This window comes from Paenibacillus sp. FSL R7-0204, assembly GCF_038002225.1.
Taxonomy (GTDB): Bacteria; Bacillota; Bacilli; order Paenibacillales; family Paenibacillaceae; genus Paenibacillus_AQ.
In genome coordinates this window covers 4,038,067-4,062,844 of the sequence record NZ_JBBOCA010000001.1, presented here as the reverse complement: position 1 = coordinate 4,062,844, position 24,778 = coordinate 4,038,067, and the positions used below count along the sequence as shown (strand labels likewise).

The window sequence follows — 24,778 nt, the reverse complement described above, 5'->3', positions numbered from 1 at the left end:
AGCGTGGAAAAAGGGCTTCCCGTCAGCGGGCTTGCGTAAGGAATTCATTGAATTCCTTGGGCAGGCCCGTTTTCTTTTGCTTGAACAAGTTAGCCGGTGCAACTCTCCAGGTTTTGAGCTTCGGGGATTTCATGTATAATGAATGCACTGGAACCAGCTATTCTTTTACACTATAGGAGGACATTATGCAGCTCATTCAACCCCAGGCCATTCAGACTCGAATCGACCAATTCGCCTTGGAGGATCTATATATCCATCTTGAACTTACAAACGGAGCCTATGCCAGCCATTTCGACAGCTCCCGTGCTCCGGGCTCGGTGTTCATCAGCAATGCCGAGATCCGTTACACGAACGGCTCCATCTCAGGGACAGGACCCTACCGGGTGGGCTTGAAGACAGAGAAGGGCTGGATCTATGCAGAAGGCCTGACCCATGTGGATGAGCAGGATAACGAGCGGCTGATTCTGGCCGGTCACGACAGTCAGGGCAAGCTGATTGTGGCGTTGCAGCTCAGCCGGAGCCCTTTTTAATGAAATTGGAGGAACAATAAGCCGTGAATAATAAATCTATGGAACACGCAAGAATCCTGGTGGTACTCCCCCATCCCGACGATGAGGCCTATTTCGTATCCGGGACACTAGCGAAGTATATCGCAGCAGGTGCAGAGGTGACCTATGCCTGTCTGACATTGGGAGAGATGGGCCGGAACATGGGTATTCCGCTCCTTGCGAACCGCACGACCCTGCCGGCCATCCGCCAAGCGGAGCTGGAGGCTTCCTGTAAGGCCATTGGGATTCAAGACTTGAGGATGCTGGGCTTCCATGACAAAATGATTGAGTTCGAAAACCCGGCGCTCCTGGATCACCGGATTGAATCGCTCGTGAAGGAGCTTACCCCGTCGCTGGTTATTACGTTCTACCCCGGCTACAGTGTACACCCGGATCATGATGCCACTGGGGCTGCGGTAATTCGTACGATTGCCCGGCTGCCCGCTGCGGAACGTCCGGTTGTACATAGTGTGGCTTTCTCGAATAATCATCAGCAGAGGATTGGATCAGCCGATGTAGTCATCGATGTAACGCCTTTTATCACTGTCAAAATCAACTCCATTCTGGCGCACCGCACCCAGTTCCAGCCGGAGAAAGTGCTTGGCGGCCTTAAACCCGCCGATCCGGCAATCTGCGGCAAGTATGGTACGGAACGCTTCTGGACCTACCGGTTCCCAGAATGTAAGGACCAGCCGGAGGAAGCGGCATTGTGCTGCAATTAAGAATGGAGGCGTAGAGATGACAGAACAACGGGTATACATCCGCTACCCTGAGGCGGGAGATGCCGCTGAGCTGATGGGGATGTACTTGCGTAACCGTGAATTTTTTGAAGAGCATTCGCCGGAGATCAGCGAGGATTTCTATACAGAGCAGTACCAGCGGGACAAGCTTGCGCAGTATGAAGAGTTCAGGGCAGCAGATGAGAGATACGACTTCCTGGTCATTCACAAGGCTGACCGCCGGATTATCGGCAGTGTCAGTCTGTCTTTTGTGGTGCGGGGACCGCTACAGAGCTGTATGATCGGGTACAGTCTGGACAAGGATTATAACGGTAAAGGCTATATGACAGAGGCTGTGAAGCAGGTCGTGCGCTATGCCTTTGAGGAGCTGAAGTTCCACAGGATTACAGGGGAAGCTTCACCGGATAATCCCGGTTCTATCCGTGTACTGGAGAATGCAGGCTTCCACAAGGAAGGCATTGCCCGGCTGAACGTGAAGATCCGCGGCGTGTGGAAGGACCACCAGATTCTCGCGATCATCAACCCGGCGGATATTAGTTAACGGAGTTAACGTTAATGGATAATTTGCTTAAATATTATAATTGTGGAGGATCACCGATGAGCCAGCGCTTACGTATTACCCGTTCCATGCAGGAAGAGAATGCAGAGCAAGCGATTACTCTGGAGGAATGCAAGCAATATTTTGCCGGCAAGCCCGGCTTCAGATATTCCGAGGTGTTCATCGTGAAGGGACCAGAGAGCACGATGTCGATTGACGGAGACTTCTTCATGTGGAGTCATGAAGGCGCGGAGTACCCGTTCCGGCTGTACATGGGCGAGCTGTATGTAGCTCTCTCCATCGAAGCCATCATCCCGGTGATGCTGGAGATCGCCACGGACTTGCGGGCCGATGTGGCTGAGGGGTAGGCTGAGTAGAGTTCAGATTAAGCTGTTTTTTACCCATTCTGTACGCTCCCCGGATGTTATATTGATCCAGTGAATAGGAGAATGGGGGGACCAGAATGAATACATACGAAAGCAGAGTGCAAGAGCTGCACGCGATGTTGACCCGCTTTATTGAGAATGGACCGTTTACCGGCTTGCAGGTGGGGATCGTTAGTGATGGCGAGGTGCTTTTTACAGGAGAGTATGGCGGCGCTAATGTGTCTACAGGTGAGCCTGTGGTTAGCAGCACTCTTTTTCACCAGGCGTCGGTCTCCAAGACCTTCGTAGTTACGGCTGTGATGCAATTGGCGGAGCGTGGGCAGGTAGAACTGGACTCACCTATCGTGAGCTATCTTCCGTATTTCAAAATGAACGATGAACGCTATCATCAGCTTACGGTGAGACAATTGTTGAATCATACCTCCGGGATGCCGGATGAGGACGATTACGGCTGGGAACGGCCTGAATATGATGAAGGAAGTCTCGAACGGTATGTTAGAGGAATTACCCGCCATAGCTTAATGAGTGATCCGGGTACTCAATTTGCTTACAGTAATATCGGTTATGAGATACTAGGGGATCTGATTGCCAAGGTTAGCGGTCTTAGCTTCGAAGAGTATATGCGGCAGCATCTTCTGGAGCCTGCTGGAATGAGCACGAGTTCATTTTTGAAAATGGAGGTTGAACAGGTGCTGGCTGCGCCCCATGTGCTGAGGAACTCTAGAGGGTACGGACCCTATGTCAGTGAAGTGTTCCCGTACAATAGAGCGCATGCTCCCAGCTCCACGCTGTATACGAATACACAGGAGATGTGCCAATATATGCTGATGCACCTCGGGCAGGGGCAGGCTCAAGACAGATATAATGCCCTACAACCCGGCAGCTACGAACAGATGTGGAGTCCTACTATGGCTACAGGCTGGGGGCCGGAGCATGAAGCTGTGGGTCTGGGCTGGTTCCTGGGCCACTATAATGGCTCCCGGATGCTCTCGCATTCCGGCTGGGATACCGGATTCCTTAGCGAATTGGTCTTGCTGCCGGATGATAATCTCGGCATCTCTGTAATGACCAACTGTGACCATGTGTGGCTGGGCAGTGTCACCCGTCCTATTCTGGATCTGCTGCTGGGCATGGAGGTCCGCCAGCTTAAGCAGTCGATGGTACATCATCTTGCCAAGACCGTTGTAACCAGCGGCGCAGGGGAGGCCATTAGCGAATACCAGCGTATCCGGCACTCAGAGCAGGATATGTTTTATGAGGCGGATTTTGAATTTATGCGGATTGCTGATACCTTAAGTTATGGCGGTCACCGGGAGGAAGCGATCCGTATTCTTACCTGCGCAGCTACTATATACCCGGACAGTGAAACCGTTGCCGGCAAGCTGCAGCAGCTTCAGGACGAAGCCTAGATTTTCCAGCGGGGTTAGATCCGTCTTCCAAGCACTCCCTAGCGGTCATCAAGACTGTGAAGGGAGTCTTTGGATTGGTGAGAACGCCGCCGGGACATGAACACCAGACACAGGGCAATCATTATAAGGATCATCCCCAGCACCTGGAATCCTCTGAAGCTGAACGGATTGCCTATAACGATTCCGATCAGCAGAGAGGACAGGATGGTTCCGAAATATCTGGACGTACTGAATAAGCCGGAGGTAACCCCAATTAGCTCTTTCGGTGAATTGTTGAACAAGGCCGCTTGCATGGCGACATTATTCAGCCCGTTGCTGATTCCGAAGGCCGCCAGAGCCAAAAGGATACTGATGACAGGCGATACCGTATCGAGCATTACGATCCATACCGACCCGATGGTCATAAGGATGGCCGATATAGTCTGCGCTGGACGTGGCCCGGAGGATTCGACCCATCTTCCGGCCAGCGGAGAAACTGCGAGCGAGCTTAGACCCAGGCCTAACATCAGCAGCCCTGTGTGGAATTCACTGACCTGACGAACGAGCTGCAAATAAGATGGAAGACCGAAGAAGACGGAATAAAATAATAGATTAACCAGCATGAATTCGACATTGACACGGATCAGCCCGGGATACCCGGCGAAGGTACGCAGAGGAATGAAGGGCATGGCTGTTCTTGACTCATGCCTTACGAAGACCGCAAGCAGGATGAGCCCGGACAGGCCGATGATTACATTGAATAGGGAGACATGACCGGAGGACTTGGCCGACAGCATCTGCGCAAGTACAGCCACCAGCCCCACAGTGAACAGCAGGATTCCAGGCACATCCATCCGGCTCATCCATTGCCGCAAGGACGGCTTGGGTAATAAGGCTGCGGACGGCTTGTCTTGCGGAATGGTTCTCCAGGCTAGCAGGAAGCTGGCCGTTACAAACGGAGCGTTGATATAGAAGATGGAAGACCAGCCCCACACATGGATCAACATCCCGCCGATAAAAGGTCCTACCGCCGCTGCTCCCGATGTGAACATGGACAGCACCGACAGCGCGGAGGCTTGCTTGTCTGTAATATTCACCCGGATGATCGCCATCCCGACCGCGACCACCATACTGGTTCCAATGGATTGGACAACCCGCAGAACGATAAGTCCCCCGAAGCCCGGAGACAAAGGCGTGAGCAGGGAGGCTGTGAAGACAATTACAAGTCCCGCGAGGAAAATTCTCCTGCGGCCGAAGATATCGCTCGCTCTCCCCATAACAGGCTGGGCAATAGCACTGCCGATATAGAACGAAAAAATAATCCAGGAAACCACGGTGAATTCAAGCTTGAACGCTTGCTGCAGCCTGGGGATCGCTACTGCCACCATCGAAGAGTTAAGCGGGTTAAGCATCATCCCCAGCCCAACGGATATCATTAACCACCAATTCCGTGCATTCATTGTTATTCCCCCTCAAGTGCTGTACAGTTATCGTACAGGATAAGAGTTATTTACTCCAACGCATTTCATGGTATGATTCCATAGACTTGAAGGAATGAATGGAGGCGGATATGGAGCTTCTTCAATTGCAGTATTTTATCGCGGTTGCCCGCCTGGAGCATATGACCGAGGCTGCACACAGGCTGCATGTAACCCAATCCTCACTGAGCAAGACTATTCAACGGCTGGAGGAGGATCTCGGAGTTCCATTGTTCGACCGGAGCGGGAGGAAGCTGCGGTTGAACGAGCCGGGACGCAGATTTCTGCAGCGTGCGGAGAAGGCGCTGTTTGAATTGGAGCAGGGGAGACAGGAGCTTAAGGACCTGTCCAGCCTGGAGTCCAGCACCCTTGAATTAGCGGTAACCACCGCAAGTACCTTGCCCGGCATCCTCAGGGAGTTTCGGCTCAAGCTCCCGGACATCCATTTTCATGTACAAATGCTGCCCATGCAGGAGATGCTTCCCCTTCTTCAGAGGGGAGAAGTTGATTTCTGCTTGTCCTCTCCTCCGGTCAGAGGGGAAGAGCTTGAATGTCAGGTGGTCTGTAACGATCACATTCACCTTGCCGTTCCAGCCGGCCACCCTCTGGCAGACCGTAAGAGCCTGGGCTTGATAGAGCTTAAGAATGAGTGGTTTGTGGGTGTCAAACAAGGTTACGGGATACGTGATTTGGTGGATTCCGTCTGCCAGGCTTCAGGATTCATGCCACGCTATGTATATGAGGGAGACGAACCGGCCCGCTTGATTGATCTGGTGGAAGCCGGAATCGGCTTAGCCTTCATACCGGGTACGGCGAGGAATGCGCAGGATCATATTCGTCTGATTCCGCTGGAAGATGAGGGGCTGGTCAGGGAAATCGCCTTGTTGTGGCATAAGAACCGCTATATTTCACAGGCGGGCCAGACTTTCCGCGAGGTTGTTATCGAGTATTTCGCTAAGCTATAATGTCACCGGGAGGAATGAACCTATGAATGATACACAGACTATAGAACATAAGCGCATACTGGTGGTGTTTCCGCATCCTGACGATGAGGCTTTTGGAGCGGCTGGCACCATTGCGAAGTATATTGAGCAAGGCGCAGAAGTGACCTATGCCTGCCTGACGCTGGGGGAGATGGGGCGAAATATGGGGATTCCGCCGTTTGCGAGCCGTGTGACGCTGCCGGAGATCCGCAAGGAAGAGCTGCGTGCTTCCTGCCAAGCTATTGGGATACAGGACTTAAGAATGCTGGGCTTCCACGATAAAATGATCGAGTTCGACGACCCGCGCCTGCTGGAGGATACGGTGCTGACCTTACTCCGGGAGCTGACTCCGTCCCTCGTGATTACGTTCTATCCCGGCTACAGCGTGCATCCTGACCACGATGCTACCGGAGCTGCGGTCATCCGGGCGGTCCACCGCCTGCCTGCTGCGGAGCAGCCGGTTGTCCACTGCGTCGCCTTCGCCATCGGCCATGAGAAGCATATCGGCCTCCCGGATGTGCATGTCAATGTCACCGCATTCCTGGACAAGAAGATGGCCTCAATCCAGGCACACCGTTCGCAATTCCAGGCGGCGGAGCTTGTCGGCAATCAGGTGCTGACGGCTGAGGAGGTTCAGCTCCGCTTCGGACAGGAAGTCTTCTGGACCTACCCCATGAACACACAACACTAAGAGAAGGCAGGAATACCTTATGAATCCTATGAATCAGAAAGACAGAATGCTCGCAGGATTGCCTTATAAAGCATGGCTGGACGGATTAACCGAAGAACGGACGGCCGCCAGGCTGCTGGTTCATCAGCTGAATTCGCTCTCTCCCGACGCACATGAGGAGAGAGACGGGCTGATCCGTAAGCTGTTAGGTGCAACGGGGGAGCTTGTGCATATTGAGACTCCCTTCCGCTGCGATTATGGATCGAATATCACTGTAGGGAATAATTTCTATGCCAATTTCAACTGTACGATTCTCGATGTAGGCAAGGTGGTCATCGGCGAGAATGTCATGTTCGCTCCGAATGTATCGCTCTATACAGCAGGCCATCCCGTCCATCCCGATTCCCGGAATTCAGGCTATGAATACGGGATGGCCATCACCATCGGCAACAATGTGTGGATCGGCGGCAATGTTATTGTGAATCCGGGCGTGACCATCGGGAACAATGTAGTCATTGGGGCTGGAAGCGTAGTGACCAAGGATATCCCTGATAATGTGATCGCCGTAGGCAGTCCGTGCCGAATTATCCGTGAGATCACGGAAGAAGACCGGAAATATTACTATAAGGATCGCGAGTTTGACGTTACGGACTACGTGTAGAATCGCTGCTATACCGTCCTTAACGGACAGAATTCGTTCTAAATAAGCACATAAGTTGCCCTCAGCGGCCCATGCACCCCGACCACCAGCTTCATTTCAATATCCGCGGAATTGGAGGGACCGGAGATGAAATTAATGGAGGAGCCCACCGGCTCCCCGGCCTCGATTCTCCGGTTCAGCGCAGCTGCTGCTTCCGTTGAGCGAAGCACCAGCCGCTCACGTTCAATCACCGCAATATAATGGGCGGGCAGGAAATGGAGCGACCGGCCCTGACCGGGGCGGCTCTCCACCACAACCGTTCCAGATTCCGCAAGTGCACAGTCGGCGAAGACTATTGCTGTATTCGCCGATTCAGCACGCCTGATATTCTCCGCCCGTCCCGCCGCTTCCTCCCATACGGCAGCATCCGGGAAGGCCAGCCCGTATTCCCTGAACCGGGGATCACCGGAAGTCATCACGTTCCCGCCGCCATTTGCCTCTATCAGATCATCTAACGTTCTCTGCAGCAGCTCCCGCGTCGTTTCAATCACCTGAGTGTGGATGAAGAAGCATTGCTCCTTAAGCATCTCTACAAGCTCATCCTGGGTAAGCGGCCCGTAGCTGTCAGGAATGAACTCCTGGATCGCAGGACGCTGAACCTCTGATTTCCGTGCCCGGCCCAGCTTGGCGGCAATGGTATTCAGAAAAGCCTCCTTATTCGTGTTCGCGGATACCGTCATTGCTTTGCCCCTCCTTTGCGCTGCTCCAGCCATGCCCGGAAGCTGTCATGCTGCTTGACGGGCTGCTTCAAATCGCGTGAATGAATCCACCCCTGAATGATAGCCGGTCCCCGTACAATACGCCCGTGCTTGCTCATGATCCGGCTGGCCGAATGGGCGAGTCGGAGGGTTTTGCCGAACAGGGCGGGGGAGGAGAGCAGTTTGGCGGCGGCCTTCATCTGGAATCGGTCGGCAGCGCCGGTTCTCTTCTGCTTCACAATGTTCTGGCGGTGCATAATAAGCTGCTCATGCAGCGGGATTTTTACCGGACAGACATCTGTACACGCCCCGCAGAGGCTTGAGGCATACGGCAGCTCCTTATAATCGTCATAACCGCCAAGCAGCGGCGTAATGACCGCACCAATTGGACCCGGATAGATGGAACCGTAAGCATGACCGCCGATATGGCGGTAGACCGGACAGACATTCAGACAGGCACCGCAACGGATACATTGCAAGGCTTCGCCAAATTCACTTCCCAGAATATCCGAGCGGCCGTTATCGACGACCACCAGATGGAATTCCTCCGGTCCGTCGGTCTCACCCGCCGCTGAGGGACCCATGACCGTGATATAGCTGGTCAGCTTCTGGCCGACTGCACTGCGGCAGAGCAGATTATCGAGAATCTCCATTTCCTCAATCGTAGGTACAATCCGTTCCATGCCCATAACTGCGATATGTGTCTTGGGGATCGCGGCGGTGAGGTCGCCGTTCCCTTCATTCGTGACGAGATTAATGGCTCCCAGGTTGGCGATGGCGAAATTACAGCCTGTAATCCCGACCTCCGCATCCAGAAACTTCTGGCGCAGGACGCTGCGGGCGAACCCGGCCAGCTTCTCCGGCGTCTCATCTCCGGTGTATCCGAGCTTGTCTGCGAAGACGCGCCTGATCTGCTCCCGGTCTTTATGCAGGGCGGGGGCTACGATATGGGAGGGAGGGTCCCAGTCATCCATCTGCAGGATATACTCTCCGAGATCCGTCTCCGTCAGCTCACAACCTGCTTCAAGCAGAACGCGGTTCAGCTCTATTTCTTCCGTGACCATGGATTTCGATTTGACGATCTTCGTGGCTTGTTTACGCACAATAACATCCCGGATATAAGTGCTGGCTTCTTCTTTGGTCGCTGCAAAATAGATATGCCCGCCCTGTCGCTCAATATTGCCGGCAAGCTGCTCCAGATAATAATCCAGATTCGCCAGCGTATGCTGACGGATAAGCTGGCCGACCGTCCGCCACTTCTCCCAATCCCCCAGTGCGGTAGCGGCTGTCAGCCGCCTAGTCTTGAGGCTGTCCTGTGCCGACCCCACGGCACTGCGCATGAAGGAATCCCCGAGGCCCTCCGAGGTCCGCTCGCTGAAGTTACGTGAATCCGTTTGCAGGCTCAAGTCCGGCTTCCCCCTTTGCTAACCACAGGCTGATGTTGATTCAATACCTCTGCAATGTGCATGATCCGTACATGCTCACCCTTACGGGACAGACGTCCCCCGATATTCAGCAGACAGCCCATATCTGCACTGATCAGGATGTCAGCTCCGGTATCCAGCACACAGCCGCATTTCTCATCCACCATCTGCTCCGAGATGTCAGGCATCTTCACCGCAAAGGTTCCACCGAACCCGCAGCAGTTATCGCTGTTCTTGAGCGGCGCAACCTTCAGTCCCTTCACCTGCTCCAGCAGCTGGAAGGGCGTCTCCTTCTCACCCAGCAGCCTCGTCATATGGCAGGAGCGGTGGTAGGTGGCCGTACCTTCGAGCGTGGCACCGACATCAGTGACACCCAGCACTTTTACAATGAACTGGGTGAGTTCATACGATTTTTCTTTTAGCGCAACCGCTTTCAATTCCCAGTCCGGGTCACCGCTGAAGATCTTCGGATATTCATGAAACATAGCGATGCAGGAGCCGGAGGGACCTACAACATAATCCGAAGCCTCGAAGGCCAGCATCATGTTCTGCATAGCAAGCTTGGATTCCTGCAGATAACCGCTGTTGTAGTTAGGCTGGCCGCAGCAGACCTGTGAAGCGGGGTAATCGATCTCGCAGCCAAGCCGCTCCAAGACCTCCACCATGGCAATCCCGACATTCGGGCTCATAAGGTCTACCAAACAAGTGGAAAAAATACTGACTCGCACTCCCATCCCTCCCATCAATGAAAACTTATACTCACAGCTTAACTCAACAAGTCAATGAAAAACAACACAAAAACAAATAAAAAATGTGAAACTTATTGACAATAAATATTGATAGCGTTTACACTATGGGTGGGTAATTGGAGAAATGGAATAATATACAATGGAATAATCTACCTTGAGGGGGATGAACAGTGACCAAGCATTTGATGTATATCGACGGCCAATTTACGGAATCCGAAGGCAAAGAGTGGATGGATGTTACCAATCCGGCAACCGATGAAGTGATCTCACAGGTTCCCAAGGCTACAAGGAATGATGTCATACGTGCCATTGATGCAGCAGAGCAGGCCCAGGCAGCGTGGGAGGAGACTCCGGCGGTAGAGCGCGGCAAGTATTTGCATGCGATTGCTGACGGTATCCGGGGAGAGGCGGACAGCATCGCCAGACTGATCTCGGAGGAAGTCGGCAAGACGCTGGAATTATCCGCCGTAGAGGTTCATTTCACTGCGGATTATTTGGATTATATGGCGGAATGGGCACGGCGTTATGAGGGGGAGATCGTGCAGAGCGACCGTGATAATGAGCATATTTTTGTATTCAAAAGAGCGATTGGCGTCACCACAGGCATTCTGCCCTGGAACTTCCCGTTCTTTCTGATCGCGAGAAAAATGGCCCCGGCGCTCATCACCGGCAACACGATTGTCGTGAAGCCCAGCGCGGAATCCCCGAACAATGCCATGGCGTTCAGCCGGATCGTGGATCAGGCTGGATTACCTAAGGGGGTATTCAACCTTATTACTGGCAGAGGTGCGGAAGTGGGCAACGAGCTGTCCAGTAATGCCAAGGTAGGCATGGTTAGTCTTACCGGCAGCGTACCGGCGGGGCAAAAGGTTATGGAGGCGGCCGCTGAGAATATCATCAAGGTCAGCTTGGAGCTGGGCGGCAAAGCACCTGCCATCGTCATGAAGGATGCCGATCTGGAGCTGGCTGTTCAGGCGATTGTGGCTTCCCGGGTCATTAATACAGGCCAGGTCTGTAACTGTGCGGAGCGTGTCTATGTCCATGAAGAGATCAAGGAGGAGTTCACCACGCGGCTGGTTGAAGCGATGAAGGCCGTGAAGTACGGAGACCCGCTCAAGGACACGGACATCCAGATGGGACCGCTCATCAACAAGGCGGCGCAGGAATCGGTACAGCAGAAGGTGGACCGGGCCGTTCAGGAAGGGGCTAAGATCGCCCTAGGCGGTAAAAAAGTAGCAGGAACCGGCAGCTTCTTCGAGCCGACAGTGATCACAGACGCTACGAATGAGATGGAGATTGTGCAGGATGAAATTTTCGGTCCGGTTATTCCTGTCATCTCATTCTCAACCCTGGATGAGGCGATTGCACTCGCCAATGACAGTGAATTCGGCTTAACCTCATCGCTGTACACCCAGAATCTGAATGTCGCCATGAAAGTAATCAAGCGGCTGAAATACGGGGAGACGTACATCAACCGCGAGAATTTCGAAGCGATGCAGGGCTTCCATGCAGGCTGGAGAAAATCCGGCATCGGCGGCGCTGACGGCAAGCACGGCTTGAACGAATACCTCCAGACACATGTCGTCTACTTGCAATATGACAAGTCGGTTAACTGAATACGCAAAGATTGTTTGCTGCTTGCAGATAGCGGCCCTTATTAGGGGCCGTTTTTTTGTCGTTTTTCGGAGAGGGAGGCGCGGGGGTTAGAGGAGCAGATGTAGGCGGAAAAGCGAACTCATTGAGTGATATTTTACCCGGGTAATATTGCAATTATATTTTTACCCGGGTATAATCAAATAAAATAGAAGGAGGTCAACACATAACATGAGTACGAGTAATGAACAGACGCATTCTTACTGCACAGCCTTTTTGGGAGTGGAGACCGTTGCTAGCGGCTCCTTACAACATGTGGTTACTACAGTGAAGGGGACGCTAAGCGACAGTGAACTGGCCCGGGTGCTTATTTTTGACAACTCGACGGGGAAGCCGATAGATGTTGATCATCACGGGACAACTGATGATGTGCTTACACGGATAGCAGAACCTTCAGGTGAGCCAGCCGCTACTGAAGTGAATCCTCAAACGTCGCGCCGGGCCGGCCGGCCCAAGCTGGGGGTCGTATCCGGTGAGGTTACTTTATTGCCAAGGCAGTGGGAATGGCTCAAAGCCCAGCCTGGAGGGGCATCGGTAACCTTGCGCAAGCTGGTTGATGAAGCCCGCCGTGCCGGAGAACAGCAGAGCACCATCCGCAAGTCACAAGAAGCAGCTTATGCTTTTATGACAGCTATGGCCGGGGATTTCAGCCAATACGAAGAAGCTCTGCGCGCATTGTATGCCGGTGATGCGGAGCGTTTCGACCAATGTACCCAAGACTGGGCACCTGATATCCGTAACCATGTGAAGCAGTTAGCGGCAGAGGCATTACAGAAGAAGAATTGAAGGAGAACAGACCACTATGAACATTATACAAACGAACAGCATTGAGCTGGCTTATGACAGCTTCGGCAACGATAATGACGAGGCGGTCATCCTGATTGCCGGACTGGGCACCCAGATGATCCGCTGGACCGTTCCATTTTGTGAACAACTGGCAGTGCGGGGCTTCCGGGTGATCCGTTTTGACAATCGGGACACGGGCTCCTCCACCCATTACAGCCATTACCCGGCTATGGATTTCAATGCCTTGGCGGCTGCGCTTATGTCGGGACAACGGCCGGACATGCCATACACACTCGATGACATGGCCAGTGACGTGATCGGATTGCTCGACGCCTTGGGGATGGAACGGGCACATGTCGTTGGCCGGTCCATGGGCGGAATGATCGCCCAGCTTGTTGCCAGTAAGTACCCGGACCGGGTCCTGTCGCTCACCTCTATCATGTCTACTTCCGGGAACCCTACTCTTCCGCAGGCTTCACCGGAGGTGATGGGGATGATGACTGCCCCGGGACCGAATCCGTTTGAGGATGAGGCGGGATTTGTGGCGCACAGTATGGCTTTTGCCAAGCGTATTGCCGGTACCGGCTATCCGTTTGAAGAAGAAGCTTACCGGGCACTCATTGCGGAGGAGGTCCGGCGGGCCTATGACCCAGGCAGCGTGGGACGGCAGGTTGCCGCGATTGCGGTCTCCGGTGACCGCCGTCCGCTTCTGGCAGCCATAGAGGCCCCTGCCCTTGTCATTCATGGGATGGACGATCCCCTGTTCGTTCCGGCGTGCGGGGAGGACACCGCTTCCTCCATCCCAGACGCTGAGCTGCTGCTGGTTGAAGGCATGGGACATAACCTGCCGCACCAGTTGTATCAGCAAATTATCGATGCCATTGATTGGACGGCTCAGCGCAGTTGACTAACCACTACATTATGTAGTAGATTATAACTACTACGTAGTGTAGTAATAATGTTATGGACGCATAACAGATCTAAGAGGTGTTCACAGTGAACAAGATTCAGAAGCTATCGGATACAGAATTAGAGTTAATGGAAGCCATTTGGGCGAGTACGCCGCCAGTTACTTCAACGGAGCTGCTGAACCAGTTCACGCAGAAGGGAAGGGATTGGAAGGCGCAGACGATCTCTACCTTTTTGTCACGGTTAGTAGATAAGGGGGTTCTGACCGCTACCCGGCATGGGCGGCTGAACAAATATGTGCCCGGCATTTCGCCTGAGGACTATAAGCTGGTGGAGACTCAGCATGTCTTGGATGGGCTGTATCAGGGTTCGGTCAAGAACCTGATCTCTGCCATGTATGACGGCGACAAGCTGTCGGACCAGGATATTGACGAGCTGAAGCAATGGTTCTCGGAAAAGTAGGTGATGACGATGAACACTCTGCTGAATCTTCTGATTTCACTAACCGTTGCCGGAAGTGTAGTAACCATCAGCATCTACGCACTGGGGAGGTTATCGACCGGACAATTTCCGGCCCCATGGCGTTACGGACTCATTAAGCTGGCCTTAGTCTTTTACTTGATCCCTATAGCTCTGATCCTGCCGTGGTTATCCCAACACCTAAGCGCGCCGCGCGTAGCCACAAGTATACAGAATCCCCAGAGTGGGAGGTTAACCGGGTATATAACGGAATCTCTGCAGCCTGCAACATTAACTTTAACAACAAGTACCGCCTATATTCTGCTGGGCATTTGGGCAGCAGGTGCCATCATTTTTGCCACCTGGCAAGGGTATGCGTACCGCAGGTTTACCAGAGTACTTAAGCGTAACCGTACCATGGTACCGGAGAATAGTGAACCAGCCAAGATGCTAAGGAGCATCAAGGAGGAGCTTGGCCTCACATGTAGCGTGAAGCTCGCGTACAGTTCTGTCGCACGCAGTCCTTTTCTGGCAGGAATATGGAGACCGGCGATCTATCTGCCTATAGAGAGTCAGGGCAATCTGGATATGGAGATGGTGCTGCGCCATGAATTGGTTCATCTGAAGCGCAAGGATCTGTGGATCAAGGCTGCATTGCTATTCGTCCGTACCTTGCACTGGTACAATCCGCTGGTTCATACGGTCCGTCATGAGCTTCACACCTGGAGCGAGCTGACCTGTGACCAGGAGGTGGTGCAAGAGATGTCTCATGCTGACCGCAAACGTTACGGCGGGACGATTCTGAATGTTATGGCAGGACCAGCCAGTCAACCCGGAGCCTTCTACGCCTCATTATCCGGTGACGGCAAACAATTACAAAGGAGATTAACCCATATGCTTAACGTCAAAAAACTAAACAGACAGACCCTCTTCCTATCGGTTACCGCAGCCCTGTTAATTGCAGGGATCGGCACCTCTACGGCGGCATTGGCCTCCAAGATGACACCGCAAGTAGTTGCCGACTCGGAGTATACTTCTTCTGATAATGCCGCTTCCGAAATTGCAGCTTCTACAGTGCCCGAAGGTAAAATAACCGAGCCAGCCAAAGGTTCTGGAACCCAGCCTGCCGAGAGCAGCACCATCCCCGCCCAGGAATATAAAGCAGGGCAACTCGTTGCCGGGCCTGCTGAATCTGCTGATTCTGTAACAGTTCCCGCTGAAGTGGCTCCCGGAGCTGCTCAAGCAGAGATCACTGCCCAGCCGCTGCCTGAACTGGTACCAGCCGCTGCCAATGAGCTTGTACCAGCTCCTGCTAAAAGCGCTCCCGTAACCGTGCCGAAAGTTAGCGCTGCCCAATCTGATTCCGGGCTTGCCCCTGCACCAGTCCCTGACCAGAAAGAGGCCATTGTAGAGGCGCTTCCCGAGCTGGTGCCGGCTCCTGCATCTGTTGAGGATGTTCCAGCACCTTCTAAGTAACATAAGATATCTTGTGTAGAATATTATCAATGACAAGAGCGGCTTCCATGTGGGGCGGCTCTTGTTCTTTGCGTTGCGATTGGACACTGACTATATTTATAGAGATATGTTACACTTCTCTCGGCCGCGCCCCTCTGAATTTTTTGGGGTGGAGTTTCAGAATGAGGATAATTTAAAGTATTGGGGGCGAAGGAATGGACAGGTTATCAAGGATCAGATCCGAAGAGAAAATTTATCATGACCAATGTTATGAGAGCAGCAAATTATTCGAACCAGGCTCCTGGCTGCACAAACCCGTTACTACAGTCATTAATCTTATTAATCAGTATAAGGATCAAGAATACATAAGCATACTGGATCTGGGAGCCGGGGTTGGCCGGAACAGCATTCCCATTGCTGAATCTATTAAGCATAGGAATGGAACAGTTGTATGTGTGGACCTGCTGGAATCAGCCATAGCGAAGCTGAAGAGCTACAGTCAGCAGTTCGGTGTCGAGCCTTACATTATACCCATTCTATCTGATATCGAACACTTCTCCATTGAGCCAAATGAATATGATATTATCGTAGCCGTATCTTCATTGGAACATGTGAGGTCGGCACAGGTACTGGAGCAGAAACTGAGTGAAATGAATGCCGGGACAAGAGCGGGCGGGGCGAATTGCATTATTATCGCGTCCAATATCCGGGAAATGCTTCTAGAGAATAAGCAAGAGCTGGATCCCATGTTTGAAGTGAATCTGTCTACTGAGAGAATGATTGACCTTTTGAAACAGCAGTTTGCCGGATGGGAGATAGAGCAGCTGATCGTAAAACCCTTAGCATTTGAGATTAACAGAAACGGGCAGCCCGTCAAGCTGACCTCTGATTGCATAACCTTTGTCGCCAAGAAAAGCTGATCTTATAGAGATCGGCTTTTTTTGATAGCGATGGAGATAAGGTACTTAATATGCCAACCTTGTCAGGCAAACACTATATAAATTGAACTTGAAAATATACGAAAAAGAGAAAAGTGGCGGAGGAGAATTTTGGAACTGTAGGAGCGGTAGCGTCCGCCTTTGTCACCGGATTTCTACCGCGATTAGCGGTTTAATCAAGAAATCTGGGGACAACAGCGGCCGGAGGGCCAAACATTCTCTGGAGTCACGGCTGTCCCCATAACCGAAAACCTACAAGTACGAACTAGATAGCAGTTGCTCAAATCCACTTAAATTAGATTTCTCTCTCCGCCTGTGATCACACGCACCCCTTCTTCTGCGGAATCGGCTACATTAAGAGTAGGCCAAACGAAAGCTATCACAAACTTCCGGAATTTGATTTGAATCCTCCTTTTTAAGCAGCTGGCGTAATAGAATGAGGTTGCTGATAAGGATTATCAATTAAATATTGGAGGCTAACACAAATGAGTACACAAACCAGACAAATCGCCGAGGGCATCCACTGGGTAGGCAAAATAGACAACCGTGAAGTTCCGTTCCACCGCCTGATTCTCGCCAAGGGCACCACCTATAATTCCTATCTCCTCAAAACCGGCAAGCCGACCGTAATCGATACCGTGGATATGGAATTTGGCCGAGAATATGCCGAGTGTCTCGCCGAAATGATTGATCTTATGGATATTCACTACATCGTCATTAACCATACGGAGCCTGATCACTCCGGCGGACTTGCGGCTCTGGCTGCGCAGGCGCTGAATGCTACTATCGTATGTACCGAAATTGCTGTACCGGAGCTACAGGAAATGTACAAGCTGCACAGCCGGAACTTCCTGGTTGTCAAAGACGGGGATACGCTGGATATCGGAGGAAAAACACTGCTGTTCAAAGAAACGCCGTACCTCCACACGGCAGAAACGATGATTACGTACTGTGTGGAAGATAAGATTCTGTTCCCTTGCGATATATTCAGCACACATGTGGCGGTGGACAATCTGTTCAGCGATGAAGCAGGCTTCGATATTACCGAAGATTACAAAGGCTATTATGCAGCGATTATCCACCCGCACAGAAGATATGTAAGAACGCTGCTGGAAGCAGTGAAGGATCTGGAGATCCGTATGATTGCGCCATCCCACGGGTTCCTGATCCGCGAGGACATTCCTAAGTTCATCGGGCTGTACGCCACAATGAGCCGGGAGACCAATCAGGGGAAGAAGGCTGTCATTGTCTACACCACCATCAAGAACAGTACGAAGAAGATGGCCGCGATCATTGAGAATTGCCTGAAGGAGAACAACATTGAGACTGAAGTCTGGAACGCAGATAAAAGCAGCACTGTAGACATCCTGCACAGCATCGAGTCGGCAGACGCCGTCTTCATCGGCAGCTCCACAAAGTATGCGGATATGATCGGGAACCTGGAGGAAGTGCTGAAGGGTATGCAGGAGATGAATCTGGAAGGCAAGCTTGCTACGGCGTTTGGCTCCTACGGCTGGAGCGGAGAAGCGATCGAAGTCATTCAGGATTACCTGAACGGAACGAATATGATTGTACAGAGCACCTCTGAGGTGATCAAAACCACCGGCATGACCCATGTGGAGTTCCCCGTCAGGGTGAGATTCTCTCCAAGAGAGCCTGAGAAGGTCCAGAAGATTAAGCATGCAACCGAATTTGTCTCGGATCTGCTGCTCAGTTCAATCTAGGGAGGAGGAAGCGAACATGACGAAGCATTATGTAATCGTTGGGGGCGGTGTAACCGCCGTCCATGCCGCCAAAGCGATCCGCGATCAGGACGCGGAATCCGAAATATCGATTCTCGGGGAGGAAAGCGGGCTTCCCTACAACCGGATTAAGCTGACCAAAGGCCTGTTCACTGATCTGCACAGCGAGAAGGTACTGATCAAGAAGGAGAAATGGTACCGCGATAACCGCATAACGGTTAAGACCTCAACCCGTATCCAGTCTGTCCACCCGGAGCGGCAAACGGTAGAGACAGAGGACGGCCAGTGCGTGGAATATCATAAGCTGCTGCTCTGCATGGGAGCGAAGAACCGCGCATTATCCATTGAAGGTGCCGGACTCGCCAACGTCCATACGATCCGGGGTCTCTCCGATGCAGACCGGCTGAAAGACAGCCTGAGGGACGGCAGCCGCGTGACCGTGATCGGCGGTGGAGTGCAGGGCATTGAGACGGCCTGGGCGCTTCACGAAGCGGGACATCAAGTGACCGTGGTCGAAGCAGCGCCTTCCCTGATGGGCAGACAACTGGACAGTTACTCTTCTGACAGACTGAAGCAGACGCTTGAGCAATCGGGAGTGAAGGTGATGCTGCAAGCAGGTGTGTCTTCTATAGAGGGAACTGATTCTGTTACTGGGGTAGCACTGAAGGACGGCTCCAGCTTCCCCTGCGATCATGTGGTCTACTCCATCGGCATTGTCCCGAATACGGACCTTGTCAACGGCTCGAATATTGAGGTCGGCCAGGGCATTATTGTCAATGAACATCTGCAGACCAGTGATCCGAACATTTATGCAGCCGGTGACGTTGCCGAGTATGGCGGGCTGGTGGAAGGACTGTGGGGCGGAGCGATTGAACAGGGCAAAATTGCCGGAAGCAATATGGCAGACACTCTGACGGTATACCGCAGAGCCGTTCCGGTTACTTTGTTTAACGCGTTCGGGAGTTCTCTATTCGCCATTGGCGGCACAGATGAGCGGTTCTGCGACCGGACGGTATGCGGAGAAGAGAACGGTGCCTATACACGTATCTTTGTGACAGACAGCATTATTACTGGTGCGATCTCCTGGCAGGGAGCAGCTGCGTCCTTGACCTACAAGGCTGCTATTGAGCAGGGAACCTCTCTGTCGGGGATTCAGCTTGACGGCAGGAGTATTACAGATATTATGGCCGAAGTCCAGTTCAGATTGAACTAAACATAACCTATTAGGAGCTGATAACGATGAAAAAATACATCTGTACCCCTTGCGGCTACATCTATAATCCGGCAGTAGGCGATCCCGATGAGGATGTCGCAGCCGGCACAGCCTTTGAAGATTTGCCTGAAGACTGGGTCTGCCCGGTCTGCGGGGAGGACACCAGCCACTTCGTTCCGGTTGAAGAGAAGAACACAATTGCCCACTAGAGGATTAAGGATGAAGCTCCACATTTCACATTACAGGGGGAACGGTATGAAAGAGCATTCCTGCCAGCACGCCGCTGAACCTTGTACACGCAAGGTACCTATTTTTGCCGCGCTGACCGATGAGGATCTTACCCGGATCAGCGCAATGATTAAGCACCGCAAATTCACCAAGGGGCAGCCGTTAATTCTCGAAGGAGCGCCGTCCGATACGCTGTACATTATTCAACAGGGACATGTGAAGTTATCCAAGATTACACCCGAAGGGAAGGAACAGATTCTGCATATCCTGACGAATGGGGATTTCTTCGGGGAACTCAGTATCTTCAACAGCGATGAGCTTAGCAACTTCAGTGCGTATGCGCTGAAAGACACCAATATCTGCCTGCTGACCCGCAGCGATATGGAGCAGTTAATGACCGAGAACCCCGACATCTCCCTGCGTCTGCTCAAAAGCTTAACCAAACGCCTCGCCCACACCGAGAATCTGGCGCAGAGCCTGGCGACCAAGGACCCGGAAATCCGGATCGCTTATATGATCATGGAACTGAGTGAGAAATACGGCAAGCCGCACGGCGGACGCGTACACATCGACCTGCCGCTGTCCCGCGAAGAGCTGGCCAGTTATGTCGGAGTGACCCGCGAGACGATCAGCAGGAAGTTCTCCCGATTCGAGGATTCCGGCCTGATCAAGCTGATCGGCAACAAGCAGATGGTCGTCATGGACCCGGCAGGTGTGGAGCGGTTCATGGGAATATAAGGGGAGTTAAAGATAGGCTAAGCGGCATTTCTACCATCCGGTGATGGGGAATGCCGCTTTTTGGCTTAGACAGCCGCTTCCTATGATAAATCTTAAGGCAATGTTAAGGTAACCCGTGTTTTACTGAAAGGTAGGGCTAACATAATGAACTTACGGCCTTGCGGGATGGCCGGGAGGAGAGGTGAAATGATGAACCAAACGATTCTGATTGTGGACGATGAGAAGGAGATCCGGGAGCTGTTGCGCCTGTATGTTGAAAAGGACGGATATACCGTGATCCAGGCCGGCAACGGTCGGGAAGCACTGAAGCAGGCTGCAGCTGCACGGGTTGATCTGGCTGTCATCGACATTATGATGCCGGAGCTTGACGGCTATCAGCTAATTAAGGGCTTGAGAGAGCACAGTAATCTTCCCATTATCGTCGTCAGTGCCAAGACAGAGAATCACGAGAAAATTCTGGGGCTTGACCTTGGCGCGGATGATTATGTGACTAAGCCGTTTGACCCATTGGAGATATTAGCGCGAATTAAAGCCCAATTACGCCGCTATAGCGGCGGTGCTACAGATTCCGCAGCGCCGGTGCTGATGGTAGGGGAACTCTGTATGGACGTTTCTGCTTGCGGTCTCAGCCGGGGCAACGCGACCATTCACCTTACCGCTACCGAATTTAATATGATGAAGCTGTTTATGCAAAGCCCGGGTCGCGTATACACCAAGCAGCAGCTGTATGAAGCGGCATGGCAGGATACGGCCATCGTGGATGACAATACGGTGATGGTGGCTATCAGTAAGCTGCGCGGCAAGCTTCCCGGCGGCAGCGGGGTATCCATTGGAACCGTGCGGGGATTAGGCTATCGGCTGGAGGTGCATCCATGAAGAACAAGCGCAGCTTCAGAAGAGTCATCATGCGCAGATTCATAGGCTACACCTTCGGCATAGCGCTGACGCTGCTGGTCCTGGAACTATTGTTTGGCCTGTTGACATGGAAGAATGGGATGAACTTCGCGGAGCTGGCCTCTTCCCCGCTGGCCAAGGGAACGGAATCGCTTCAGGTTACGTTGTCCGTGATCTGGATTCTTATTACCGTTGCTGTGTATTTTATCGGGATTTCCTTGTTCGGGCGCGGAATGAACAGGAAGCTTATGGAGCCTGTAAGGAAGATGGAAGAAGGGTTCAAGGCGGTGACCTCGGGCCATTTGAATACCAGGCTGGATTTTGAGACGGAAACGGAATTTGGAGAAATGCGGGATGCGTTCAATTATATGGCGCAGAGGCTTACGGATGCCGAAGAACAGCGGATGAACATGGAGAGTGAGCGGATGCAGCTGTTCTCACACATCGCCCATGATCTGAGAACTCCCATGACAACAATCTCCGGCTATGCCGGGGCCTTGGCAGGCGGGTTGGTTGAGGAGCCTGACAAACAACGGGAATACCATCTGGCGATCCAAGCGAAATCGGGGCAGATGAACCAGTTGATTGACCAACTGCTGGCCTACTCCAAACTGGGTGCGCCCGGTTACCAGTTGAACTTAGCGAAGGTTGACCTTGTAGAGCTACTTCGGGTATCTTGCGCGGCTTTATTTGGTGAAATCGAAAGCAAGCAGATGAGCTTAGAGCTGCAATTACCGGACCAGTCAGTATTTTACATGGCAGACCCGCTGGAAATAAGCCGGGCCATCGGCAATCTGCTGGCCAATGCAATCCGCCATAACCCTTCAGGCAGCCTGTTATATGTGGGATTAACGGATGAACCTAACCGGACTACAATCCATATTGCCGATAATGGAGCTGCGATCCCGGAGGCCATCGCCGGCAATCTGTTCGAGCCGTTTGTATCCGGCAGCGCTTCAAGAAGCGCCAGCAGTGGAACCGGGCTCGGGCTGTCTATTGTGCACAAGGTGATGGAACAGCATTCCGGCGGGGTTAGTGTATTGGACGCAGCTCCGCCTTACACCAAGGAGTTCGTCCTCAGTTTTCCCAAAGGCTAAATCTGTAAGGACACAAATAGACGGAGGAGTGACATGTATCTACAAATTATCAAAAATGATCTGCGAAAAAGCAAGCTGACCACCGGCACGATTATGGCATTCATCCTCGTTGCCGCCATGCTAACCTCGCTCGCCGCATCGCTGACCGTAAATCTGTCCGGCGCGATGAATAACATGCTTCGATCGGCGAAGGCACTCCATTTCATGCAGATGCACACCGGCAAGGTTGATATGGACCAGTTGCGGCACTTCGCGGACACGAATGGAAGTGTTGAGGAATATCAGGTGCTGGAGTTCCTCAATATCGAGGGTGCAGAGATTGTGATCGGGAACGATACGCTTGCTGGAAGCATTCAGGACAACGGTCTTTCCGTACAGGGCAAGAAATTCGACTACCTGCTGGACTTAAACGGTAAGGTGATCCATCCTGCTGACGGTGAAATCTATGTCCCTGTCTATTACAGGCAGGAAGGAAAGGCAGTACTTGGAGATACAGTGAAGATCCATGGTATTTCCTTCCACGTTGCGGGGTTTTTGCGGGATTCGACCATGAACGCGGCGCTGGTAAGCTCCAAGCGGTTCCTTGTGAGCCCGGCGGATTTCGAGAGGGTCAGTGAGTTCGGACAATTAGAGCACCTGATTGAATTCCGGCTGTCTGAGAGGGTTAACTATCCGGCTTTTGAGGCAGCGTATCTGGATGCGGGTCTCCCGGCCAACGGTCCGCCTGCTATCACGTACAATCAAGTGAAGCTGATTAACGGCATTACGGACGGCATTATGATTGCTGTGCTGGTGTTGATCGGCATTCTGGTCATCATCGTGGCATTCTTGTGCATCCGTTTTACGCTACTGGCAACGATTGAAGAGGATTATAAGGAAATAGGCGTAATGAAGGCCATCGGGATACGGGTATCACAGATTAAGAAGTTTTACCTTGCGAAATACGGTGCGGTCACGGGTGCGGCATGTGTGCTAGGCTTCCTGGCTTCTCTGCCGCTCCAAATGCCTTTTATGCAAAATATACGTCTGTACATGGGCGATAGCGGGAGCCGGTTCCCCGGATTGCTCTGCGGGCTTGCGGGGGCAGTGCTCATCTTCGTGGTGGTCATGCTATATGTGAATGGTGTGCTGCAGCGCTTCCGTAACATCTCCCCGGCGCAGGCGGTGAGGTTCGGCGCATCGCGCGAATCCTCGAAACCGGGCAGAAGCTTCCGGCTGAGTCACAACAGGCTGTTTACCCGAAATATCTTTTTAGGCATCAAGGATGTGCTATCCCGTAAAAAGCTGTATGTAACCATGACGATGGTGCTGGTCATCTCTTCATTCATTATGATTGTGCCGTACAATATCAGCCGTACGATCTCTGCCCCCGGCTTCATCACCAATATGGGTATGGGCATCAGCGACGTGAATATCGGAGTGCTGCGGACACAGGTGGAGGATGTTCAGGGGAAGGCGGAGGAGGTTGCAGCTCGGCTTAATGAAGATAAGAACGTTGAGAAATATAGATTATTCACCAGCCGGATGCTAGAGAGAAGAACGGATGAAGGAACGCTAGAGAAGCTGCGGGTGACTTTCGGGGACTATGCCGCTTTTCCAATTACGTACTCCAAAGGCCGTGCGCCGCAAGCGGAAGCAGAGATCGCTCTCTCGGTACTGAATGCGGAAGACCTTGAACAGAATGTTGGGGATGAACTCATTGTTATTGTTGACGGCACGGAGAAGCACCTGAAGGTGTGCGGGATTTACTCCGATGTTACGAACGGCGGGCGTACAGCACAGGCAAATTTTAATATGCAACACGGGGAGATTCTTAGCATCGGGGTTGCGGTTACGTTCCGTGACCGTCAGAGTGTTCAGGCGGCAATATTACAGTACCGGGAACAATTCCCCTCCGCCAAAATTACCGGGATCGACGAGACCATCGGGCAGATGCTCGGTCCTATGCGCAAGGCTATACAAAAGGCATCCATTGTCGCTACTGTGGCAACTGCTCTGCTCACACTGCTGGTAACAACGCTGTTTATGAGGATGCTGGTGACGAAGGACCGTTATCTCATTGCGATATTGAAATCTATTGGCTTCACTTGCAGGGATATTCGCAGGCAGTATCTTTCGCGTTCCATTACCGTGCTGGTGCTGGGTGTCATCACTGGTACGCTTTTGGCCAATACGCTGGGAGAGCTTGTTGGCGTGGCAATCGTGTCTTCCTTCGGTGCAGCAGCCTTCCGTTTCGCGGTAAACCCGTGGTTTGTCTATTTCATTTCGCCACTGCTAATTGCAGGCTGTGTCGTTGCCGCTACCAAGTTAGGCATTTCCGGCATCCAGACCTTACCAATCGCCGGGCATATCAAGGAGGCTTAG

The 24,778-nt window shown here is 52.5% G+C and carries 25 protein-coding genes; 21 read left to right on the top strand and 4 right to left on the bottom strand.

Features of this window, described 5'->3' with window-relative positions:
• The first annotated feature begins 185 nt into the window (after positions 1–185).
• The 5 genes from MKX42_RS17920 (at position 186) to MKX42_RS17900 (ending at position 3,621) form a co-directional block, all read left to right on the top strand.
• Complete coding sequence (locus tag MKX42_RS17920) at positions 186–530, top strand: YojF family protein (protein ID WP_340753683.1); 345 nt, start codon at positions 186–188, stop codon at positions 528–530.
• A 38-nt stretch (positions 531–568) separates the two neighbouring features.
• Positions 569–1,270, top strand: a complete 702-nt coding sequence (gene bshB2 / locus MKX42_RS17915; RefSeq protein WP_340757725.1) for a bacillithiol biosynthesis deacetylase BshB2 — start codon at positions 569–571, stop codon at positions 1,268–1,270.
• Positions 1,271–1,286: 16 nt separating this feature from the next.
• Positions 1,287–1,829 (top strand): GNAT family N-acetyltransferase, encoded by a 543-nt coding sequence (locus MKX42_RS17910; RefSeq protein ID WP_340753682.1) that lies wholly within the window; start codon positions 1,287–1,289, stop codon positions 1,827–1,829.
• A 56-nt stretch (positions 1,830–1,885) separates the two neighbouring features.
• Positions 1,886–2,194: a hypothetical protein gene (locus tag MKX42_RS17905; protein WP_340753681.1), complete on the top strand. Its 309-nt coding sequence runs from the start codon at positions 1,886–1,888 to the stop codon at positions 2,192–2,194.
• Between the two features lie 95 nt (positions 2,195–2,289).
• Entirely contained in the window at positions 2,290–3,621 is a 1,332-nt protein-coding gene (locus MKX42_RS17900; protein WP_340753680.1) for a serine hydrolase domain-containing protein, read from the top strand.
• A gap of 38 nt (positions 3,622–3,659) precedes the next feature.
• Here the strand turns inward: MKX42_RS17900 and MKX42_RS17895 are convergent, their stop codons facing one another.
• Positions 3,660–5,060, bottom strand: coding sequence for an MFS transporter (locus MKX42_RS17895; protein WP_340753679.1), 1,401 nt, complete (start codon positions 5,058–5,060; stop codon positions 3,660–3,662).
• A 110-nt stretch (positions 5,061–5,170) separates the two neighbouring features.
• Between MKX42_RS17895 and MKX42_RS17890 the strand changes: the two genes are divergently transcribed.
• The 3 genes from MKX42_RS17890 to MKX42_RS17880 are packed head-to-tail and all read left to right on the top strand — an operon-like array spanning position 5,171 to position 7,392.
• On the top strand, positions 5,171–6,043 hold the full coding sequence (locus tag MKX42_RS17890; protein WP_340753678.1) for a LysR family transcriptional regulator: 873 nt from the start codon (positions 5,171–5,173) through the stop codon (positions 6,041–6,043).
• Between the two features lie 22 nt (positions 6,044–6,065).
• Positions 6,066–6,752, top strand: coding sequence for a bacillithiol biosynthesis deacetylase BshB2 (gene bshB2, locus MKX42_RS17885; RefSeq protein ID WP_340753677.1), 687 nt, complete (start codon positions 6,066–6,068; stop codon positions 6,750–6,752).
• Positions 6,753–6,780: 28 nt separating this feature from the next.
• Entirely contained in the window at positions 6,781–7,392 is a 612-nt protein-coding gene (locus tag MKX42_RS17880; RefSeq protein WP_340757724.1) for a sugar O-acetyltransferase, read from the top strand.
• A gap of 38 nt (positions 7,393–7,430) precedes the next feature.
• On the opposite strand, the gene MKX42_RS17875 is transcribed toward MKX42_RS17880, so the two are convergent.
• Genes MKX42_RS17875 through MKX42_RS17865 form a run of 3 tightly spaced genes read right to left on the bottom strand, consistent with a single transcriptional unit; the run spans position 7,431 to position 10,281 of the window.
• The gene (locus MKX42_RS17875; RefSeq protein WP_340753676.1) at positions 7,431–8,111 is read right to left on the bottom strand and encodes a LutC/YkgG family protein; all 681 of its coding nucleotides are present in this window, start codon (positions 8,109–8,111) and stop codon (positions 7,431–7,433) included.
• Entirely contained in the window at positions 8,108–9,535 is a 1,428-nt protein-coding gene (locus tag MKX42_RS17870; protein ID WP_340753675.1) for a LutB/LldF family L-lactate oxidation iron-sulfur protein, read from the bottom strand. The genes MKX42_RS17875 and MKX42_RS17870 overlap by 4 nt, the downstream gene beginning before the upstream one ends.
• Positions 9,532–10,281: a (Fe-S)-binding protein gene (locus MKX42_RS17865; RefSeq protein WP_340753674.1), complete on the bottom strand. Its 750-nt coding sequence runs from the start codon at positions 10,279–10,281 to the stop codon at positions 9,532–9,534. Before MKX42_RS17865 ends, MKX42_RS17870 begins: the two co-directional genes overlap by 4 nt.
• 191 nt (positions 10,282–10,472) lie before the next feature.
• Here MKX42_RS17865 and aldA point away from each other — a divergent pair, with 191 nt between their 5' ends.
• The 13 genes from aldA (at position 10,473) to MKX42_RS17800 (ending at position 24,778) form a co-directional block, all read left to right on the top strand.
• A complete protein-coding gene (gene aldA / locus MKX42_RS17860; protein WP_340753673.1) occupies positions 10,473–11,918 on the top strand; it encodes an aldehyde dehydrogenase in 1,446 nt (481 codons plus the stop codon).
• A 208-nt stretch (positions 11,919–12,126) separates the two neighbouring features.
• Positions 12,127–12,741, top strand: coding sequence for a DUF2239 family protein (locus MKX42_RS17855; RefSeq protein WP_340753672.1), 615 nt, complete (start codon positions 12,127–12,129; stop codon positions 12,739–12,741).
• Positions 12,742–12,757: 16 nt separating this feature from the next.
• A complete protein-coding gene (locus MKX42_RS17850) occupies positions 12,758–13,648 on the top strand; it encodes an alpha/beta fold hydrolase (protein ID WP_340753671.1) in 891 nt (296 codons plus the stop codon).
• Positions 13,649–13,737: 89 nt separating this feature from the next.
• Entirely contained in the window at positions 13,738–14,112 is a 375-nt protein-coding gene (locus MKX42_RS17845; protein WP_340753670.1) for a BlaI/MecI/CopY family transcriptional regulator, read from the top strand.
• Positions 14,113–14,115: 3 nt separating this feature from the next.
• Positions 14,116–15,585 (top strand): M56 family metallopeptidase, encoded by a 1,470-nt coding sequence (locus MKX42_RS17840; protein WP_340753669.1) that lies wholly within the window; start codon positions 14,116–14,118, stop codon positions 15,583–15,585.
• 194 nt (positions 15,586–15,779) lie between these two features.
• Positions 15,780–16,484 carry a class I SAM-dependent methyltransferase gene (locus tag MKX42_RS17835; protein WP_340753668.1) on the top strand — a complete coding sequence of 235 codons (705 nt, stop codon included), beginning with the start codon at positions 15,780–15,782 and terminating at the stop codon, positions 16,482–16,484.
• Between the two features lie 503 nt (positions 16,485–16,987).
• The gene (locus tag MKX42_RS17830; RefSeq protein WP_340753667.1) at positions 16,988–18,226 is read left to right on the top strand and encodes an FprA family A-type flavoprotein; all 1,239 of its coding nucleotides are present in this window, start codon (positions 16,988–16,990) and stop codon (positions 18,224–18,226) included.
• 16 nt (positions 18,227–18,242) lie between these two features.
• Positions 18,243–19,457, top strand: coding sequence for an NAD(P)/FAD-dependent oxidoreductase (locus MKX42_RS17825; protein ID WP_340753666.1), 1,215 nt, complete (start codon positions 18,243–18,245; stop codon positions 19,455–19,457).
• A 26-nt stretch (positions 19,458–19,483) separates the two neighbouring features.
• On the top strand, positions 19,484–19,666 hold the full coding sequence (rd, locus tag MKX42_RS17820) for a rubredoxin (protein WP_076075525.1): 183 nt from the start codon (positions 19,484–19,486) through the stop codon (positions 19,664–19,666).
• 46 nt (positions 19,667–19,712) lie between these two features.
• Entirely contained in the window at positions 19,713–20,423 is a 711-nt protein-coding gene (locus tag MKX42_RS17815) for a Crp/Fnr family transcriptional regulator (RefSeq protein ID WP_340753665.1), read from the top strand.
• 186 nt (positions 20,424–20,609) lie between these two features.
• On the top strand, positions 20,610–21,299 hold the full coding sequence (locus MKX42_RS17810) for a response regulator transcription factor (RefSeq protein ID WP_340753664.1): 690 nt from the start codon (positions 20,610–20,612) through the stop codon (positions 21,297–21,299).
• Positions 21,296–22,414, top strand: coding sequence for a HAMP domain-containing sensor histidine kinase (locus MKX42_RS17805; protein ID WP_340753663.1), 1,119 nt, complete (start codon positions 21,296–21,298; stop codon positions 22,412–22,414). Before MKX42_RS17810 ends, MKX42_RS17805 begins: the two co-directional genes overlap by 4 nt.
• 33 nt (positions 22,415–22,447) lie before the next feature.
• The gene (locus tag MKX42_RS17800; protein ID WP_340753662.1) at positions 22,448–24,778 is read left to right on the top strand and encodes an ABC transporter permease; all 2,331 of its coding nucleotides are present in this window, start codon (positions 22,448–22,450) and stop codon (positions 24,776–24,778) included.